The organism is Frankia sp. QA3 (assembly GCF_000262465.1).
GTDB lineage: Bacteria > Actinomycetota > Actinomycetes > Frankiales > Frankiaceae > Frankia.
The window spans coordinates 1646656-1662267 of the sequence record NZ_CM001489.1; the positions used below are offsets into that span (position 1 = coordinate 1646656).

Below are 15612 nucleotides of genomic sequence, written 5' to 3' on the forward strand. Positions count from 1 at the left end.
CGGCACGGGGGCCGGGCGGACGTGGCCGCCGCAGGGACCGTCATCCGGTTGCCCGCCGGCCGCCCCTGGCGGAACGTCGTGAACGCCGGCCACGCCGCCCCCGTCCGGCAACGGGGACAGCGTGACCTGCCACACGTGGCACGTTATGCCACATCTGGCATGGCGTGCAAGAGGTTGGCTCCCTCGCCTCTGACGGCTCGTACACGATGGGGCGGAGCGCGAGGTGGCCCGGCCGGCGGTGGGCGGCGGCGGCGAACCGGAGGGTGGCGGCTGAACCGGAGGCGTGGTGAGCAATGGTTCGCCTGCCGGGTGCCGGCCGCGGGCGTCGATCGTCCGGAGCGTCCTGTGAACCGGGCGAAATGTATCGTGCGTCTGACGAACACGTCACGGCCGCACGGCGGTCGGCGCGCCAGGTCCGAGGGAGTGGTGAGGTGTCGGGGAACCCGGCGGGGCAGCACGACGAGGGGCAGATCACGGGCGGCGCCGACGGCGGCCCCGCGGATCCGGGCGGCCCCGCGAGTCCGGGCGGCCCCGCGAGTCCGGGCGGGGGCGCGGGTCGCTGCCGGGCGATCCTGTCGGTGCCGGCGACGGAGGAGAAGCGGATCCTGCGCGCCTTCGACCGGGGCGCCGACGAGCTCGTCTTCGATCTCGAGGACGCGGTGGCGCCGCAGCGCAAGGACGACGCCCGCGCCCTGCTGGCCGGTGTGCTCGCCGATGTCCTCGCGGGGCCCCGGGCGGGCGGCGTCGGGGTGTCCGTGCGGGTGAACGCGATCGGGTCGCCGTGGTGCCATCTCGACATCGCGGCCTGCGTGGCGGCCGGCGACGGCCCGCTGTCACTGGTCATCCCCAAGGTGTCGGACGCGGGCGATCTCGCCTTCGTCGAACGGCTGCTCGACGGGATCATCGCGGCCACCGGGCGCACGGCCCCGGTCCGGGTGCAGGCGCTGATCGAGAACGCCGAGGGCCTGTCCCGGGTGGCGCAGATCGCGGCGTCCGGCGGTCGGCTGGAGGGCTTGATCCTCGGGTACGCCGACCTCGGCGCGTCGCTGGGGCGGGCCCCGAGCACACCGCCGCAGCGCTGGCTGTACGTCCAGGACCAGGTGCTCACCGCCGCGCGCGCCCACGGCCTGCGGACCATCGACGGGCCCTACCTCGGCACCGCGGACGACGCCGGGCTGCGCGAGGCCGCCGAGCATGCCCGCGAGCTGGGTTACGACGGCAAGTGGGTCATCCACCCGGCGCAGATCGGCACCGTGCGCGAGACGTTCACCGCCGGGGCCGAGGAAGTCGCCCGCGCCCGTGCGGTGCTCGCGGCGCTGGAGGAGGCGCATCGCCGCGGCGCCGGCGCAGTCGGCCTCGACGGCGAGATGATCGACGAGGCGTTGGCGGTCGCCGCCCGCCGCGTGCTCGCCCGCGCGCAGTAGCCCCGCCGGCGCCCCGTCCCCGAGCCCGGCGCCGCCCCGCGTCGGCGTGCGTCAGGCGGCCGCGTGGCCGATCGGCCGGCCGTTGAGCAGGCCTCGCTCGATGACGGTGCCCAGCAGCGCGGCGGCCTCGTCGGGGGTCTTCGGCGGGGTCATGTTGACGGCGGTGTCCGGCAGCCGTTCGAGCAGGCAGAAGAACACGAGGCCGGCCACGTCGAGGTCGAGGGGGTAGGTCCGCTCCACCTGCTCGAGCAGGGCCGCGTAGTCGGCCCACATCTCGTGCCCCACCTGGCGGCGTACCACGTCCAGGCGGGGGTCCTGCGGTGCCGACTCGATCCAGGTCCGGGTGACCCCGACGTAGCGCAGGTGGAACGCGACGAAGTCGGCAAGCCAGCCGCGCAGCCGGCCCAGGCCCTCCGGGTCGAGCGTGATGCCGCGGATCTCGACGCCGAGGCGGGTGCTGATCGCCGACGCCTCGGTGCTCAGCGCGAGCAGCAGGTCCAGCTTCTCGTCGAAGTACTTGTAGAAGGTGCCGCGGGCCAGGCCGGCCGTCGCGACGATGTCGTCGACGAAGGAGAGGTGGTAGCCGCGCTCGGCGAAGCACTGGATGCCGGCGTCGAGGATCTGGCGGACGGTCGCCGACGCCCGCGGGCTCAACGAGGCGAACCGCTCGGTCACCTCGGGTACCGGTGCGGGCGGGACCGTGGCCAGCGGGGGGCGGCGCACCGGGCGGGGCGCGTGGGCCGGCGCGGCGGCCTCGGCGCCGAGCTGCGCGAAGGCGCTGGCCGGGGTGCGCGGGAACAGGATGAGCTGGAGGACGACGGCGAGGTTGTCGACGAGCTTCTCGACGGGCTGCCCGTCACCGAAACCGCTGTGCCGGAAGTAGTTGAACCGGTTCACCAGGGTGGTGAGCGTCATCGCGGCGTCGACGGGATCGATGCCCTCGACCTGCGAGGAGACCAGGCGTTCGGCGATCCGGTCGTAGTACGACTCCAGAAATCTGCTGATCATCGGACGGACCGACGTCCGCGGCGAGTCGACGTTCGCCCACTGCACGAACATCGTCGCGTACTTGTCGTAGACCCAGGCCCATTCGCCGAGCCACCAGTGCAGGTTGTCGAAGCCGAGAGCCGTGGGCCCGAGCGGCCCGATCCGGCGCACGACCCGCATGAGGGCGCCGCCGCACTCGTTGAGCAGCTCGACGAAAATCGTCTCCTTGCTCTCGAAGTACTGGTACAGGGTGGCGCGCGACACGCCGGCCGCGGTGGCGATCTCGTCGACCGACGTTCCGTGGAAGCCCTGCGACTCGAACAGGTCCAGCGCCGCTGTGACGATGCGCGCACGAGTGCGGGTGCCGCGCGCGCCGACCACGGGGCTGGTCGGACCGTAGCTGGCCCGTCGGAGGATCTCGTTCTCGGACATCTATGTCAGAGTATGCGATCCGCTCCGGTGTGGTAACGGCACCTACCCGGCTGGGCGAGTCGGGGTCCGCGGCGACGCCGGGCCGGCGGAATGCCGGGTATCGAGAGCTGGCAGGGAACTTGGACGGATCTCGGCCGATCATCTCGATAGCGAAGTCTGTTCCGTTACAGGAATACATCGTGTCAGAAACATGAAATATGGCAGGGAGGTTTCGGCCCGTCGAGGCCCCGCTGCCCGGCCGCTGCCCGGCCACTGCCCGGCCACTGCCCGAAACGGGCATCCGGGCACGGCCCGGCGACCCGCCGGGTGCGGCCCCCGGCCGACCCGCCAGGTGCGGCGCGTGGGCGACGCGCCGGACGCGCCCCCGGGTGCGGTGGGGGTGACTCGCGCGGCCGTGCCGGCTCACCCCGCCCTGGCCTCGCAACGGCGAGGATGTGGGCGGGGCGAGGATGTGGGCGGGGCGAGGATGTGGGCGGGGCGAGGACGCGGGCGGGGCGAGGATGTGGGCGGGGCGAGGACGCGGGCGGGGCGAGGACGCGGACGGGGCGAGGACGCGGACGGGCGAGATGGGGGCGAGACAAGAATGCAGGCATGGACAACGAGGATGCTCGCATGAAGGCGATGAGTTTCGACGAGACCGGCGGTCCGGAGGTCCTCCACCTGGTCGACGTGCCGCAGCCGCACGCCGGGCCGGGGCAGATCCGGATCGCGGTCCGGGCGGCCGGCGTGAACCCGGTCGACTGGAAGATCCGCAACGGCTCGACCCTGCGCACCCTGCCCGTGCCGCTGCCCCACATCCCGGGCATGGAGGCCGCGGGCGTGGTCGACGAGGTCGGCGCCGACGTGGAGGGGGTCGCGGTCGGCGACGAGGTGTTCGGCGCGGCGCAGAACGCCTCCGCCGAGTACGCGGTGCTCGACGAGTGGGCGCCCAAGCCACCGGAGCTGACCTGGGCGCAGGCCGGGGGCCTGGCGATGGTGGTCGAGACGGCCGCCCGCGGACTGGACCTGCTCGGCCTCTCGGCCGGGCAGACACTGCTCGTCAACGGTGCGGCCGGCGGCGTCGGGCTCGCCGCCGTCCAGCTCGCGCAGGCACGCGGGGCGCGGGTGATCGGCACCGCCAGCCGCGACAACCAGGAGTACCTGCGCTCGCTCGGTGCGGCGGCGACGGACTACGGCCCGGGTCTCGTCGAGCGGGTCGGCCCGCTGGCCCCGGACGGTGTCGACGCCGCCCTCGCGGTGTCGGGCGAGGGTGCGATCCCGGACCTGATCGCGCTCACCGGCAGCCCGGACCGCGTCGTGTCCATCGGCGACGTCACCGCGGCGAACCACGGCGTCACGTTCACCACCGGCGCGGAGGGACGGGCCTTCTACTCCCTGCGGGAGGCGGCGAAGCTCGCGGCCGCGGGCCGGCTCACGATGCCGGTCGCCCGGGCCCTGCCGCTCGCCGAGCTCGGCGAGGCGCATCGGATCAGCGAGGCGGGCCACGTGCGCGGAAAGCTCGTCGTCGTCCTCGACTGACACCGGTCCGAGAAGCTCCACCGGTCCGAGAAGCTCCGACGGATCCCGCCCCGGGTGGGGTCGGTCAGCGCCGGATGGGTCGGCGGTAGGGTCGGAAACGGAGGATCCTCCACTACTCTTCCGCCCCACCGGCGCGCCGCACGCGCCGCAACCGGTCCCACCCGACGAGAAGGACGGCCATGAAAATCGGGCTGCACGTCTCCGACTTCACCTGGTCCGGCGGGCCGCAGACCATCGCGCAGGACCTCACGCGCGTGGCGGCCGCCGCCGAGGACGCGGGCTTCGCGAAGCTCAGCGTCATGGACCACGTCTGGCAGATCGGCCAGATCGGCCCGCCCGAGCACGACATGCTCGAGGCGTACACGACGCTCGGCTACCTGGCCGCGCGCACGACCCGCATCGAGCTGCTGGCCTGGGTGACCGCGGTCGTCTACCGGGAGCCGGGCCTGCTCGCGAAGCTCGTGACCACGCTCGACGTGTTGTCCGAGGGCCGGGCCTGGCTCGGCATCGGCGCCGCCTGGAACGAGCCGGAGGCGCGCGGTCTCGGCCTGTCCTTCCCCCCGACGGCCGAGCGGTTCGAGCGCCTCGAGGAGGCGCTGGAGATCTGCCTGCAGATGTGGAGCGACAAGGACGCCCCCTACAGCGGCCGGCACTACCAGCTGGAGCGCACCCTCAACGTGCCGGCGCCGCTGCGCCGGCCGCACCCGCCGATCCTCATCGGCGGCAGCGGCGAGAAGAAGACCCTGCGCCTGGTCGCGCGCTACGCGCAGGCCTGCAACCTGTTCGCCGGCCCGGACATCGCGCACAAGCTCGATGTGCTGCGCGCGCACTGCGAGGACGTCGGGCGGGACTACGACGAGATCGAGAAGACGGTGATCGGCCCGCTCGACCCCGGGCCCGGCGGCGAGAAGATCGACGCCCTGCTCGGCCAGATTCAGCGGCTGGCGGGGCTCGGCGTCACCCACTACCACGGGTCGGTGCCGGACGTGGACACGCTGCGCCCGCTCGAGCTGCTCGGCGAGCGCGTCATCCCGGTGGCCGCCGGGTTCTGAGCCCACCCGGGTTCTGAGCCCACCCGGGTTCAGGCATCGAGGCGGGCGCGGGCGTCGTCGAGCGCTGCCCGGGCGCCCGCCCACGTCTGGCCGATGATGTCGGCGACCGCCTCGACTCGCCCGATCCGGCCGGCCACCTGTCCCGTGTTCGCCATACTGGCGGCCAGGTCGCCGGTGAAGTAGAGCGTCGGGATGCCGTCGAGGCCCACGTCGGAGCGGCCCGCGACCAGCGCCCGCTCGGCGGTGGGGGTGCGCAGCACCCGCATGGTCGGCAGTCCCCGCACCGACAGCATCACGGTGGCGGTCTCGTCCGCGCCGACTACGGCGTTCTTGAGGTTGTCGTGGATCGGCGACTCCGCGGACGCCAGCATCCGCGTGCCCATCTGCACGCCCTGGGCGCCGAGGACGAGGGCCGCGGCCATCGACGGCCCGTCGCAGATCCCGCCGGCGGCGATGATCGGCAGGCGGACCCGGGAGGCGACCAGGGGCAGCAGGACGAGGGTGGACGCGGCCTGCGGGTTCTTGAACCCGCCGCCCTCGACTCCCTCGACGATCAGGCCGTCGACACCCGAGTCCGCGGCCTTGAGCGCGTTGCGCAGGCTGCCGACGACGTGGAACACGGTCATCCCGGCGTCCTGCAGCCGCGCGGTCATGACCCCGGGGTCACCGGCGGAGGTGATCACGGTGCGGATGCCGGCGTCGGCGAGCACGTCGACGGTGGACGGGTCGTTGCGGGCGGCCAGCGCGATGTTCGCCGCTACCGGCGCGTCGGTGAGGTCGCGCACCCGCTTGAGGTCCTCACGGCCCTGGGCCGAGGTCGTCTCGATGACGCCGAGCGCGCCGGCGCTCGACACGGCGGCGGCGAGCTGGGCGCCGGCGATGTAGGTCATCGGCGCCTGGACGATGGGAATCCGCACGCCGAGCAGCGCGGCGAGACCCGCGGGGGAGCGGGTCGGGGCGGGCGGGTCTGCGTCGACGGGCATGGGGCGACTCCTGGGGCGCAGGGCTGCCAAAGTGGGCGGGACCAGAAACAGTCGAATATTAGGCATGAATGTGACCAGGCTCGAGCGGTCGGCTAGCCGGGTGGCCGGGGGTGGTGGACGCGGCGCGATCCGGGGTACTGATCGAGGCATGTTCAAGTGGTTGCAGCGAGCGGCGTCCGGCCGGGGCCGCGGCCGGGCGGCGGACAGCTCGGCGTGGAATCCGACCGGCTGGTGGTGGTGCCTCGATCACGGGCGGGCGGAGAACCCGCCGGACGCGCCGGGACACCGCCGCCTCGGTCCCTACGACACCGCCGAGCAGGCGGCGCACTGGCGGCAGCGGTTGGACGACCGCAACGAGGAATGGGACGAGTCCGACCGCCGCTGGGCCGCCGGCCGCTGACCCGGCTCGCCCACCGTGTCAGGCCGGACCCACCGTGTCAGGCCGGACCCACCGTGTCAGGCCGGACCCACCGTGTCAGGCCGGACCCACCGTGTCAGGCCGGGCCGGGCCGTGGGCCGTCGACCTCGGCGGAGCTGGCGAGGCGCAGCTTGCGGGCGGCCCGCTCGTAGAAGGTCGTCCGGCCGAGGCGGACGACCCCCGCCGCGCCGGGCCGCGGGTGCAGCTCGACCGTCGCGCCGGCCTCCAGATAGTCGTGCACCCGGCCGTCGACCTCGACGGCGAGGCGGGCGCTGCCGGGCAGCACGTCGAGGGCGAGGGCGTCCCGCACGGACAGCACCACCCCCCGGTTGAACGCCGAATGCGGCGCGGCCGGGGTGACCAGCAACGCCTCCACGGACGGGCTGACGATCGGCCCGCCTGCCGAGAAGCTGTACGCCGTCGAGCCCGCCGGGGTCGACACCACGACGGCATCCGCGGCATAGCGGACGAACGGCCGGCCGTCGACCCGCAGCGCCACCGCCGCGCTGCCGCCGTGTCCAGGCACCCGCACGACGGCGACGTCGTTGAAGGCGCTCACGGTCACCGCGCCGATCCGCGCGTCGACGGCGAGGCGCGGCTCCACCGTGTACTGGTGGCGGTCGATCGCCGACAGCGCCGCCGCCAGCTCCGGCACGTCGACCTCGGCGAGGAAGCCCAGCCGGCCCAGGTTCACCCCGAGCACGGGGGCCGCCCAGCCGTCGGCGAGCCGCATCGCGCGCAGCATCGTCCCGTCCCCGCCGAGACTGACCAGCAGGTCGCTACGCTCGGCCAGCTCCTGGGCGGGCACGGCCACCGCGGCGCACCGCAGCCGCTCGATCTCGCCGCCGATGCCGAGCACGGTCACGTCCCGCTCGGCGGCCCAGTCGAGGACCGCCCCGACGGCCTCGGCCGAGTCCCGCCGCGGATGCAGCACCATCCCTACCGCCCGCACGACCCTCCCACCCCCTGCCCCACGACGCCGTCCGGGCCGCCGTCCGCCCGGACCCTCCCGCCCGGCTGTGTCCGTGCCGGTTGTATCTGTGCCGGTTGTGCCGTGCCGGCCGGTTCCCCCCCAGCCGATTGTGCCCATCCGGGCCGACCACCGGGCTCGGCGTCGACCGGGTGTGGGTCGTCAGCGGGCCGTGGGCTCGCCCCCGGGCAGCCAGGGGCGGGGCTCGGCGGGGTCGGCGGGGTGCTCGTCCACCGGGGTCAGCCCGAACCAGCCGACGTCGTGCCAGGCGCCGAGCTTGTACCCCGAGTTGGGGTACACCCCGACCGGCCGGAACCCCACGGCGGTGTGCAGTGCGACGCTCGCCGCGTTCGGAAGCGTGATGGCGGCGTACAGGTTGAGGTAGCCCAGCGCCCGCACCTCGGCGATCAGCCGGTCGTACAGCCGCCGGCCGAGACCTTGCCGGTGGTGCGCGGCGGCGAGATAGATCGACGTGTCCACCGACCAGCGGTAGGAGGCGCGCGGATGGTGGGCGCTCGCGTAGGCGTAGCCGGCGATCCCCCCGCCGGTCTCGGCGACCAGCCACGGCCGGAGTGGGGAGGTGAGCATCCGCGTGTGGAAGTCCTCGACCGTCGGGACCTCCTCCTCGAAGGTCGCCGCCGACCCGGCGACGAACGGCGCGTAGACCGCCCGGATGCCGGCGGCATCGGATGGTCGGGCTGCCCTGATGGTTACCATGTCCCCGGATCATCCCCCGCGTCGGCGTCCGGCGGCGCCGGTCACGAGGTCGTAACGGAGCCGCTGACCTGACCGAGGCGCCGCCGCTACCGTGCGAGGACGTCCGGAGTCCAGGCTGGCCGCTGGTTCGTGGCTCGAGGTTCTGGCCGCCCCAGACTGCCGGCGTCCTTGCGTGATCGGTCTGGTACGGAATCGTGCCGAGGGCTGGACACGGTTCGCGCCCGAAATGCCGTGCTCATCCCTCGGCGTGATCTGACCGCTGTGTGGCCGCGACGGCCGGGCGTCTTTCCGTACCCGATTAAGCGCAGGGAGATGCCGGAGGTCGATGGCCGTCGCGAGCCGGGACAATTGTCATCAGCCTCCAGCACTTCCTGAGCCTCCAGCACTTCCTGAGCCTCCAGCACTTCCTGAGCCTCCAGCACTTCCTGAGCCCGGCGCGGCGCGGGCCACATCCGCCGGGGCGGATCCGTACTCGTCGAGGCCCGTCCCGGCCCCGCTGCCGAGGACCGCTCCCGTTCGGAGGCTTGTGCCGGCTACCTGGTCCGCCGGCGCGCCCGAGGACGCCAGCAGCTCGGCCAGCAGCTCGCGCAGGACCGTCAGGCCGTCCTCGCTGAGCACCGACTCGGGATGGAACTGCAGCCCGGTGAACGTCGCCCCGCGCAGCGCGTGCACCGAGCCGTCGGTGCGGTCGCGGGCCAGGCGGACCGGGCCGTGCGCGGTGGCGAGCTCGTCGCTGCCGGCGAGGGCGGTGAAGGTCGAGTAGAACCCGACCCGCCGGGGCCGGCCGAACAGGTCGATGGTGCGCGCGAGCCCCTGGTATGGCGCGCCACGCCGGCGCAGCCGCAGCCCGAGCAGCTCGGCGAGCAGCTGGTGGCCGAGGCAGACGGCGAGCAGCGGCCGCCGCGCCGCCAGCCGGTCCGCGATCACCCGCCGCATCGTCGCCATCTTCGGGTCGGCGGCGTCGGTGGGGTCACCGGGGCCGGGCCCGGCCACCACGAGGTCGAACTCCGTGCCGACGGGGCCGCCACCGGCGCCGTGTTCGGCCTCCTCCCGGCCGCCGCCGTCCGCATCGCGTTCGGCCGGGTCGTGCGCCGGGCGCGCCGCCGCCTGCTGCCACGGCCGGATGGTGACCGTGAGACCGAGCTCGCGCAGCAGGTGGGCGAGCATGCCGGTGAAGCTGTCCTCGGCGTCGACGATGAGGGCGCTGCGGCCGGTCAGCGCGGGCACCGCGACCGCCTCCGGCACCCGCCGCTGCAGCCAGAAGGGGGCGAGGTGCGTGTTGCGGGCGGCGAGCGCCCCCGCTACCCGCGGATCCGCCGCAAGCGGCGCGTCCGGACGGCCCGGTGCGGGCGCGGCGGGGGCCGGTCGCGGACCGGTGGCGCGGTCGGCCGAAGCATCGGCGTCGCGGTCGGCGGAGAAGGAGCCTGCGGAGAAGGAGCCGGTGGGGAGCGAGCCTGCGGGGAGTGAGCCTGCAGGGAGCGAGTCGGTGGGAAGAGGGTCGGCGGGAAGAGGGCCGGCGGGCGGGCGCAGGCCGAGGGCGGCGAGCACGCCGGCGGCCTTGGTGTAGGTCTCGGCGACCTCGCCGGCGGCGGTGGAGTGGCGGACCAGCGTCGCCCCGACGGGCACCCGCAGCCGCCCGTCGGGTGTGATCTCCGCCGTGCGGATGAGGATCGGGGCGTCGAGCGTCTGCCGGCCGGCCTCGTCGCGTCCGAGCAGGGCGCACACCCCGGCGTAGTAGCGCCGCCCCCGGCGCTCGTGGCGGGCGATGACCCGCAGGGCGTTGTCCAGCGGGCTGCCGGTGACGGTCGGGGCGAACATCGTCTCGCGCAGCACGTCGCGCACGTCGGCGTCGCCGCGGCCGGCGAGCAGGTACTCGGTGTGCACGAGGTGGGCCATCTGCTTCAGCTGCGGGCCGATGACCTCGCCGCCGTGCTCGGCGACCCGGGCCATCATCTTCAGCTCCTCGTCGAGCACCATGTACAGCTCGTCGATCTCCTTGGGGTCGGCGAGGAAGCGCAGCAGCGCCGCCGGGTCCGGGCCGGTGGCGGGCAGCCGGTGGGTGCCGCTGATCGGGTTCATCATCACGAGCCCGTCGTCGACGCTGACGTGCCGCTCCGGGGTGGCCCCCACCAGCGTCCGGGTCCCGGTGTGGACGAGGAACGTCCAGTAGGCACCGCGCTCGCCGAGCAGCAGCCGGCGCAGCGCGGCGAGCCCGGCGGCCAGCGGTGGGGTGTCGAGGGTGTCGAGGGTGGCGGTGTAGACGCGGTGGATGACGAAGTTCGCGCCCTCGCCGCGGCCGATCTCCTCGCGCAGCACCGTGGAGACGGTCTCGGCGTACCGCTCGTCGCTGAGGTCGAAGTGCCCGCCGGTGGCGGTGACGGCACGGTCGGGCAGCGCGGCGAGCACCGTCGCGAGCGGGACCCGCTCGTGCTCGCCGACCCGCAGGCACTCCAGCGGCATCGCGTCGTCGACGCAGGTCAGGCCGCGTTCGGTGAGCTGGCGGTAGGGCACGAGGGCGAGCGTGCGCGGCCCGGCGGGACCCGCGGGCAGGGGGATGTCGGCGAGCCGGTCGACGACGTCCAGCTCGCCGCGCAGCACGTCGAGATGGTCAGCGCCCTCGCGGCGCAGCAGCGCGAACGGGCCGGGTTCGCCACCGGCGATGGCGGTGGCGAGCAGGGGATGGAGCAGGTCCATGATCGTGTCCTCGTGGGTCGGGCGTACCGTCGGGAGCCGACGGCCATCCCTCGCTGTGCCGAGGTGACGATGGCGGCCGCCGGGGTGGGCGGCCGCGTGCTGGACTACGCGCGCTGGGTGCGGGCCGCCGATGTGGCGGCCCACCAGAGACTCCGGCGCGCGGGCATGCCGTCACTCTAGCGCACGGTCGGCTGCGGTCTGCGTAGCGCCGGCTGCGCGCCTCCGCCTGCCAGCGCGGATATAACGTTCGGGAGAAAACCGACCTGACCGATCGGTATGCTGACCGCCGTGAAGTTCGTCGTGCTTTCGCTGATCATCAATGCTCCGGACCCGCACACGGGTGTGACCATGAGCCAGCACGACAAGCTCGCCAGCATCCTCGACCAGGCGGCCCTGGTCGAACAGCTCGGCTACGACGCCTACCAGATCGGCGAGCGGCACGGCGCACCCTTCCTGTGCTCCTCGCCGGCGGTGCTGCTGACCGCGGTCGCCGCCCGCACCAGCCGGGTCCGCCTGCTCACCGGCGTCACCGTGCTGAGCATCCACGACCCCGTGCGGGTGGCCGAGGAGTACGCGCTGCTCGACCACCTCAGCGGCGGCCGGCTCGACCTCGTCATCGCGAAGGGCAACCACGCGCCGCACTACGCGACCTTCGGGCTCGACCCGGCCGAGCAGTGGGAGGTGCTCGCCGAGAAGTACGAGCTGCTGCGCCAGCTGTGGTCGCAGGAGAGCGTGACCTGGTCCGGGCGCTACCGGGAGCCCCTGGTCGACGTGACGACGCAGCCGCGCCCCTACCAGCCGACGATCCGGGTCTGGCACGGCAGCGCGACGAGCCGGCAGACGACGGAGCTGGCCGCGAAGCACGGCGACCCGTTGTACTCGGCCAACGGCTTCTTCAAGGTGGCCCAGTACAAGGACCTCATCGACCACTACCGGCAGCGCTGGGCCGACCACGGCCATCCGGGCCAGCCCCTGATCGGCAGCGGATTCCCGGCCCTGCTCATCCGCAGGACCTCCCAGGAGGCCCTGGAGGCGTACCGGCCGTTCTGGAACGCCCAGCGCGCCACGCCGGCGGCAAAGCACAACAACAGCCCCTTCTGGGAGCTGGAGGAGTTCATCGAGCAGGGCTCGGCCCTCGTCGGCAGCCCGCAGCAGGTCCTCGACAAGATCCACCGGTTCACCGAGCTCTACGGCCAGCAGCTCACCGGCATCGGCGTCGACTCCCTGCCGGTCGCCTGGCAGCGCGAGCAGCTCGAATGGTTCGCCGCCGACATCGCCCCCGAGCTGCGCCACGCCTACCCGGACACGCTGTGGGAGCCCGAGCCGACGACCGAACCCACCGCCGCCCCGGCCCCGGCCGCCACGCCGGCCTGACGTCCCAGCCCCGTCGGGGCTCCTGTCGTCGGGGCGTTGGACCGATCCACGAACTCTCGCCACTTACGGTGCGCCGGTCGCGTTGCGGTGCGGCGTCTTCGTTTTCGCGGGCTCGACCGTACACAGCGGACTGTAGCTGCCACTGCGCCGGCGGGTGGTCGGTGAACCGGTCGACGCCGGCCTGTTCATCTCTGGGGCGCCGGCGACGGTGTTCACCCTCGTCGGCGCCGCCGCGCAACTCTCGGCGCCGTCCCGCCCGGCGCCGCACTCCGGCCCACGCGCCTAAGCGCCCGCCCGAATGCCGCCAGAGACGCCGAGCCCCGGCGGGTTGGACGCCCGACCGCTGGCGAGGAACGGGAGGGGTGGACTGTTGCGTGCTGTGCGCAGTTTGGCATGTTTCGGCGGACACACTAATGTGCCGTAAGGGCGGGTGGGGTGCCGTTTTGCTACCGGATGGCCGGTGTCACGAGGGGCCGTTTTGATCCGGCTCGCCTTGACCCCCGGTTGGGTGTCTTGCTTCGGAAGCCCCGGATCGGGTAGACAACCTGTCTGTTTCTACGGTTCGGCCGATATGGTTAGTTGAAGTTTCATAGCCTTAGCGTGCCGTCCTCGCTGCCAGTAGCAAGAATCCTCCCATCCGGCCTGAACGCGACTGACCACACCGGATCATCGTCTCCGGTCAAAAATTCGCCGATGATGTGCGGCCGACTCGGATCGGAAATATCTCGCAGTCGTACAGTCCCATTGTCGATGCTGGTGGCCAGAGTCTTTCCTTCTGGCCCGAACACTACCGACCAGAGTCCGGTGGTATGCCCGGTCAGGAACTTTCCGATCGCGCGTGGCCGGCTCGGATCGGTCACATCCCACAACCAGACCACCCCTTCACTGCTGCTGGTAGCCAGGATCTTCCCATCCGGTCCAATAGCTACCGATTCCACTGCGCCGGTGTGGCTAGTGAAGGGTTCGCCGATCAGAGGTGGTTTAGCTGATCTTGGCTGTGGTGACCCCTGATGATAGGGAAAGGATGGCGGTTGATCCGGCGACGTCTGGCGCGGCCGGACCGGAAAGGCTGGTTCGATGTCGGGTTTCACCCTGCCGTCCAAGGCCCCCCGGACTTGGACAAGCAGATACGATCGGGCCGTGTCGGCGGAAAGATCGAATAGATCGAATAGATCGATGGAGACCGCCGCGCCGAGTAGCCCTGGACGGTCGCAGTCCTCGATCCGGACCGGAAGCAGCTTACGGGCCAATCCCTTTGGGTCTGCGGCGTGCGCGGCTTGCCACTCCTCCTTCCCGTAGACCGAGGCGAGGTAGGCGTCGGACAGCACCGCGATGGTCCGGGTTGCCTGAGTGACTCCCTCCTGCATCTTGAAGCGCCAGTTTGAGCCCGCGACGAAGTCCCAGGCTTGAATCAACACGCGGTAGCCGGCGTCCTCCAATTTCCAGGCCACCCACTCCGCCCACTGTCGATCAACGGCGGTGTAGGAGATTTTGATGGCGAGATGGCGTTCGGAGCTCATGGTCGGTCGGGGTGTGATCTCCCATGCGGCGTGGGGGCGGATAGAGCCGATGTTGCCGCGCAACCCGCCGCGGGGTTCGCTCCAGCCCACGTCCCGACCAGCGCCCCGCGTCGAGACGCCGCGCAGGGATCGCCCAGTCGCGCAACGCTGTACTTCATCGAGGCGGCCTTTCGATCGGCCTTGCATCTCAACCAGTTCGCGGCCGCGCCGCAGCTCCGGGATTGTCTCGCCGCCAACTGGCCCAGCCTTGCTTATCTGCAGACGGGCGGGCGCGGTCAGCCGAGGGCTGCGGTGGCCTCGATCTCGACCAGGGCCTCCGGGCGGCCGAGGCTGGCGACCCGCACGACCGTGACGGCCGTGGGGTGGGCGCCCCACACCGCGCCGGTCGCCGCGAACGCCTCGGCGGGATCGACGTCCGCGGCGAGGTAGACGTTCAACCGGGCGACGTGCTCGGGCCCCGCCCCGGCGGCGGCGAGCAGCGTGAGGACGTTGCGCAGCGCCTGAGCGGTCTGCTCGGCGATCCCGCCGGTGATGACGCCGTCGCGATCGGTCCCGTTCTGGCCGCCGATGTAGAGAGTCCGGCCCGCCTCGGCCACCGTCGCCTGCGAGTAGGCGGGCGAGGAGTGCAGCTCGGGCGGGTTGAGGTGGGTGACGGTGCTCATGGTCTCGCTCCTTCGTCGGGGACATCGCGTCCGTCGGGAACTGTGCTCGTCGGGAACTGCACTTGTCGGGAACTGCACTTGTCGGGAACTGCACTCGTTGGAACGTCGTGGTCGTCGGGAACGCCGTCGTCGCTGTCAGGGGGGCGGGTCTGACCTGGGCCCGGCCGACCGGTGCGCGCGCACCTTGGCGCGGTTGCCGCAGCGGCGCATGGAGCACCAGCGGCGGGAGTTGGTGCGGGAGTCGTCGTGGAAGACCAGGGCGCAGTCGTCGGCCGCGCAGGTGCGGATGCGGGCGCCACCGTCGGCGAAGACGCGCACGGCGTCGCGCGCGACGGTGGCCAGCGCCCGCGGCGCGTTCGGGGCGGGCGGTGCGAGGGTGCCACCGTCCAGCTGCGGGGGCAGGTCGGCGCCGGCGGCGAACGCATTGACGACGTCCACCGCCGCCGGGTCCGGCGCGGCGTCGACGGCGAGGGCCCGGGCCACGATGACGATCGCCGCCCGCAGGCCGAGCGCCGCCGCCAGGACGGTGGCGTCCACCGGACCGGCCAGCGACCCGAACCGCTGCGTCAGCCAGTCGGCGAGGTCGCCGGGGCTGTGCAGCCGCTCCCAGGCGGGGTTGGCGTGCCCGAGATCGCCGGTGTAGGCGAAGTCCAGGCACAGTGCGCCTGAGTCGAAGAACCACCGGGTCCCGGCCCGGTCGGTGAACCACTGTCCCCCACCCACGTAACCATCGTAGCCGGTTACCCGGCGTCCGACCGCCCGCGGGGGTCGCGGCGGGGCCGCGGGGGTGCCTTCGCCCGGGGGGTTCCTTCGGGGGGGGGGGTGAGTCCCTCGCGGCAATGGCGGATTCACGGCGCGGCG

The 15612-nt window shown here is 73.0% G+C and carries 13 protein-coding genes; 5 read left to right on the forward strand and 8 right to left on the reverse strand.

From position 1 onward, the window contains the following. The first annotated feature begins 578 nt into the window (after nt 1-578). Nucleotides 579-1424: a CoA ester lyase gene (locus FRAQA3DRAFT_RS06490; protein WP_157468076.1), complete on the forward strand. Its 846-nt coding sequence runs from the start codon at nt 579-581 to the stop codon at nt 1422-1424. A gap of 51 nt (nt 1425-1475) precedes the next feature. Here the strand turns inward: FRAQA3DRAFT_RS06490 and FRAQA3DRAFT_RS06495 are convergent, their stop codons facing one another. Continuing rightward, nucleotides 1476-2843, reverse strand: a complete 1368-nt coding sequence (locus FRAQA3DRAFT_RS06495; RefSeq protein WP_009738270.1) for a TetR/AcrR family transcriptional regulator — start codon at nt 2841-2843, stop codon at nt 1476-1478. Nucleotides 2844-3455: 612 nt separating this feature from the next. Here FRAQA3DRAFT_RS06495 and FRAQA3DRAFT_RS06500 point away from each other — a divergent pair. After that, nucleotides 3456-4361 (forward strand): NADP-dependent oxidoreductase, encoded by a 906-nt coding sequence (locus tag FRAQA3DRAFT_RS06500; RefSeq protein ID WP_009738271.1) that lies wholly within the window; start codon nt 3456-3458, stop codon nt 4359-4361. A 179-nt stretch (nt 4362-4540) separates the two neighbouring features. Next, entirely contained in the window at nt 4541-5413 is an 873-nt protein-coding gene (locus tag FRAQA3DRAFT_RS06505; protein WP_009738272.1) for an LLM class F420-dependent oxidoreductase, read from the forward strand. 29 nt (nt 5414-5442) lie between these two features. On the opposite strand, the gene FRAQA3DRAFT_RS06510 is transcribed toward FRAQA3DRAFT_RS06505, so the two are convergent. Further along, entirely contained in the window at nt 5443-6396 is a 954-nt protein-coding gene (locus FRAQA3DRAFT_RS06510; protein WP_009738273.1) for a nitronate monooxygenase family protein, read from the reverse strand. 148 nt (nt 6397-6544) lie between these two features. Here FRAQA3DRAFT_RS06510 and FRAQA3DRAFT_RS06515 point away from each other — a divergent pair, with 148 nt between their 5' ends. Continuing rightward, complete coding sequence (locus FRAQA3DRAFT_RS06515; protein WP_009738274.1) at nt 6545-6796, forward strand: hypothetical protein; 252 nt, start codon at nt 6545-6547, stop codon at nt 6794-6796. Nucleotides 6797-6890: 94 nt separating this feature from the next. On the opposite strand, the gene FRAQA3DRAFT_RS06520 is transcribed toward FRAQA3DRAFT_RS06515, so the two are convergent. The 3 genes from FRAQA3DRAFT_RS06520 to FRAQA3DRAFT_RS32525 form a co-directional block, all read right to left on the reverse strand. Beyond that, on the reverse strand, nt 6891-7766 hold the full coding sequence (locus tag FRAQA3DRAFT_RS06520) for an NAD(+)/NADH kinase (RefSeq protein ID WP_035920633.1): 876 nt from the start codon (nt 7764-7766) through the stop codon (nt 6891-6893). Between the two features lie 180 nt (nt 7767-7946). Then, nucleotides 7947-8501 (reverse strand): GNAT family N-acetyltransferase, encoded by a 555-nt coding sequence (locus FRAQA3DRAFT_RS06525; RefSeq protein ID WP_009738276.1) that lies wholly within the window; start codon nt 8499-8501, stop codon nt 7947-7949. Nucleotides 8502-8855: 354 nt separating this feature from the next. Next, on the reverse strand, nt 8856-11195 hold the full coding sequence (locus FRAQA3DRAFT_RS32525; RefSeq protein ID WP_009738277.1) for an anthranilate synthase family protein: 2340 nt from the start codon (nt 11193-11195) through the stop codon (nt 8856-8858). A 276-nt stretch (nt 11196-11471) separates the two neighbouring features. On the opposite strand from FRAQA3DRAFT_RS32525, the gene FRAQA3DRAFT_RS06535 reads away from it, so the two are divergent. Continuing rightward, nucleotides 11472-12569 (forward strand): LLM class flavin-dependent oxidoreductase, encoded by a 1098-nt coding sequence (locus tag FRAQA3DRAFT_RS06535; protein ID WP_009738278.1) that lies wholly within the window; start codon nt 11472-11474, stop codon nt 12567-12569. 587 nt (nt 12570-13156) lie between these two features. Here FRAQA3DRAFT_RS06535 and FRAQA3DRAFT_RS32530 read toward each other — a convergent pair. The 3 genes from FRAQA3DRAFT_RS32530 to FRAQA3DRAFT_RS06545 form a co-directional block, all read right to left on the reverse strand. Further along, complete coding sequence (locus FRAQA3DRAFT_RS32530; RefSeq protein ID WP_232291943.1) at nt 13157-14179, reverse strand: toll/interleukin-1 receptor domain-containing protein; 1023 nt, start codon at nt 14177-14179, stop codon at nt 13157-13159. A gap of 185 nt (nt 14180-14364) precedes the next feature. After that, a complete protein-coding gene (locus FRAQA3DRAFT_RS06540) occupies nt 14365-14751 on the reverse strand; it encodes a RidA family protein (RefSeq protein WP_009738280.1) in 387 nt (128 codons plus the stop codon). Nucleotides 14752-14886: 135 nt separating this feature from the next. Continuing rightward, on the reverse strand, nt 14887-15474 hold the full coding sequence (locus FRAQA3DRAFT_RS06545) for an ABATE domain-containing protein (protein ID WP_009738281.1): 588 nt from the start codon (nt 15472-15474) through the stop codon (nt 14887-14889). Nucleotides 15475-15612 lie beyond the last annotated feature (138 nt).